General features: G+C 72.7%; 1 protein-coding gene. It reads left to right on the top strand.

What is annotated here, in order from left to right; all coding sequences use genetic code 11:
• Positions 1–466 precede the first annotated feature (466 nt).
• Complete coding sequence (locus ACOJUJ_RS06255) at positions 467–2905, top strand: ABC transporter permease (RefSeq protein ID WP_420125995.1); 2439 nt, start codon at positions 467–469, stop codon at positions 2903–2905.
• Positions 2906–3399 lie beyond the last annotated feature (494 nt).

The following is a 3399-nucleotide window of genomic DNA, read 5'->3' as shown; positions in this document are numbered from 1 at the left end:
TCTACGCACACATCGACCGCGTCCGCGGGGCGCCCCCTCCGGGCCGGCACCACCGGCCCACCTCCCCCAAAAAAGACTGGGGGAGGTTGGGTGTGGAGGAGGGATTCGGGTGCTTCGGAGGGGTGGCGCGGGATGGTGAGCGCCCCCCCTCCCCGGCCCTCCCCCGCAAACAGCGCGGGGAAGGGAGGTGCGACGCACCTTTGGAAACGGGATGGAATTCTGCCCTCTCCGCGAGGAACGAGCGGGGAGGGGGCGGGGGAGGGGCACCGCGTCGGACGCAGCCGGATGCCCATTCGTCGAGCCTCGATCCGTCGGCAAACCCGCACCCGGACGCCTTGCGATACATCGCCCGTGTTGCCGTGAATCCACTTTGGCGCACAGGCACCATCAATCGAACGACTACACAGCGCCTGGAGGCGACGTGAGTGCTGGCATATCCTGGCTCGACCTGAAGCTGGGCGGGCGGATGCTGATCAAATATCCGGGGCTGGCTCTGGTGGGCGGGCTGGGGATGGCGGTGGCGATCGCCATCGGTGCGGGGATCTTCGACGTCACCTCCGCCATCTTCTACTCCACACTGCCGCTGGACGAGGGCGAGCGCGTGGTGCTTGTCGAGCAGTGGGACGCGGAGGCCAACAATCAGGAGCGCCACGTCGTCCACGACTTCGCCGAGTGGCGAGGCCAGCTCAAGTCGGTGCAGGACCTGGGCGCGTTCCGCACCGTTCCGCGCAACCTGGTCACGGCCGAGGGCGAGGCTGAGCAGGTCATCGTCGCCGAGATGACGGCGTCCGGCTTTCGCGTGGCGCGCGTGCCGCCGATGCTGGGCCGTCCGCTGGTGGACGGCGACGAGCGCGAGGGTGCGCCGCCGGTGGTGGTGATCGCCGAGGAGGTGTGGCGGACGCGCTTCGATTCCGATCCGCGCATCGTGGGGCGACAGGTGCGGCTGGGGAGCACGGTGCACACGGTGGTGGGGGTGATGCCGCCGGACTTCGCCTTTCCGGTGGACCACCGCTTCTGGGTGCCGCTGTGGATGGACCCGGCGGACTACGCGCGCCGCCAGGGGCCCGTGCTGAACGTCTTTGGGCGGCTGGCGCCGGGGGCCACGATGGAGAGCGCCGGCGCGGAGCTGGAGGCGCTGGGGCGGCGGGCGAGCGCGGAGCTGCCGCGGACGCACACACGGCTGCGGCCCCGCGTCCTGCCGTACACGGCCGTCTTCGCGGACCTGGACGAGCTGTGGCAGGTGCACGGGATGCGTTTTCTGGCCACGCTGCTGCTGGTGGTCGTGTGCGTGAACGTCGCGATCCTGGTGTACGCCCGCACGGCCGCCCGGCAGGGAGAGATGGCGGTGCGCAGCGCGCTGGGCGCCAGCCGCCGCCGCATCGTGGCGCAGCTGTTCGCGGAGGCGCTGCTGCTTTCCGCGGCGGCGGCGGTGGTGGGGCTGCTGATCGCGCGGCAGGCGCTGCGCAGCTTTGCCTTTCTGCTGCCGCCGCCGGGGAGCGGCGCGATCCCGTTCTGGATCGATTTTGGCCTGTCGCGCACCACGGTGCTGTACGTGGCGGCGCTGGCGATTGGCGCGGCGGTGATCGCCGGCGTGGTGCCGGCGGTGCAGGCGACGGGGCGGCTGATGCAGTCCACGCTGCACCAGCTGGGGGGCGCGACCGGGCTGCGGCTGGGGCGCACCTGGACGGTGCTGATCGTGGCGCAGGTGGCGTTCGCGGTGGCCGTGCTCCCCGCGGCCGTATCCAACACCTGGGAGTTCCTTCGCTACGGGATGGCGGCGCCGGGGTTCGAGGCGGGCGAGTTCCTGACCGTGCGGCTGAACATGGAGCGCGAGGTGCCGCCCACGGCAGACACGGCCGCGTACGACCGCGCCTTCGACGCGCGCTACGCGGGCGTGCAGGCGGAGCTGGCCCGGCGGCTGGAGGCGGAGCCCGGCGTGCGCGCGGTGACTTACGCCGCGCAGCTTCCCGGCCGCGAGCCGACGGTGCGGGTGGAGATCGACGGCGTGGCGCTACCGCCCTCCACCGCGGGGCACGAGGTGCTCTACGGGCGGGTGGATCCCGGCTTCTTCGACGCGTTCGACATCCCGCAGCTGGCGGGGCGGCGCTTTGGCGCGGTGGACCTGGGCGCGGCGTCGGCCGGCGTGATCGTCAACCGCAGCTTCGTCCGCCGGTACCTGGCGAATGGCGCCGCGCTGGGGCGCCGCATTCGGCACGTGGAGGGATACCGCGAAGGCGGCCGCGCGCGCACGCCGGAGGGGGTGCAGCCGGAGCGCTGGTACGAGATCGTGGGCGTGGTGGACGACTTTCCCAACGCGATGAGTCCCGGGACGGAGGCCCGTCTGTATCATCCCATGGCGCCCGGGCAGGTCTATCCGGTGAGCCTGGCGGTGCGGACGGACGGCGATCCGGCGGCGTTCTCCGGCAGGCTGCGGGAGATGGCGACGGCGCTGGACCCCGGCGTGTGGCCGCACGAGATTCTGCCGCTGGACCGGGTGCTGCGGCAGCTGCAGGTGGGGCTGCGCGTGGCGGCGCTGGCGCTCGCGCTGGTGACGCTGAGCGTGCTGCTGCTTTCCGCCGCCGGGATCTATGCGCTGATGTCGTTCACCGTCATGCAGCGGCGGCGGGAGATCGGCATCCGCACCGCGCTGGGTGCGGATTCGCGCCGCATTCTGCGCAGCATCTTTTCGCGCGCGGCGGGGCAGCTGGGGGCGGGGCTGCTGGTGGGGATGGTGGTGGCGGGCGTGCTGGAGCGCGCGTCCGGCGGGCTGCTGATCGTCGGCAACGGCGCCGTCCTCCTGCCGATGGTCGCGGCGCTGATGATGGCCGTAGGCCTGCTCGCCGCCGCCGGCCCGGCGCGCCGCGGCCTGCGCATTCAGCCGATGGACGCGTTGCGGAACGAGTAGGGAGCGGCGGACGGGAGAGGGAGGGCTCGGCTATGGATGCATCGAACTGGCGTCCGCCGGGCGCCCCCTCCGGGCCGGCACCACCGGCCCACCTCCCCCGAAACTGCCGGGGAGGTTGGGTGTTGGGCAGGTGGCGGTGAGCTTCGGAGGGCTCCGCGCAGGCGCCCCCTCCGGGCCGGCACCACCGGCCCACCTCCCCCGAAACTGCCGGGGGAGGTTGGGTGTGGGGCAGGCGACCGCGGGCTTCGGAAGGGGTGGGGCGGGATGGTGAGCCGCCCCCCTCCCCGGCCCTCCCCCGCAAACGGCGCGGGGGAGGGAGGTGCGACGCACCTTCGGTAACGGGATCGAAATTCTCCCCTCTCCGTGAGGAACGAACGGGGAGGGGCGAACTTCGTTGGCGGTTCCGGAGGTGCGTCGCACCTCCCTCCCCCGCGCCGTTTGCGGGGGAGGGTCGGGGCGGGGGGCGGCTCACCATCCCGCACAACCCCAACCGC

This window comes from Longimicrobium sp. (assembly GCF_048594345.1).
Taxonomy (GTDB): domain Bacteria; phylum Gemmatimonadota; class Gemmatimonadetes; order Longimicrobiales; family Longimicrobiaceae; genus Longimicrobium.
Note: the sequence above shows the minus strand (reverse complement) of the source record. Positions and strands in the feature narration are given on the sequence as shown.

What these genes read in the sequence shown, in the direction of transcription:
- ACOJUJ_RS06255 (WP_420125995.1), top strand. Translation starts at nt 467, where the DNA reads ATGCTGATCAAATATCCGGGGCTGGCTCTGGTGGGCGGGCTGGGGATG.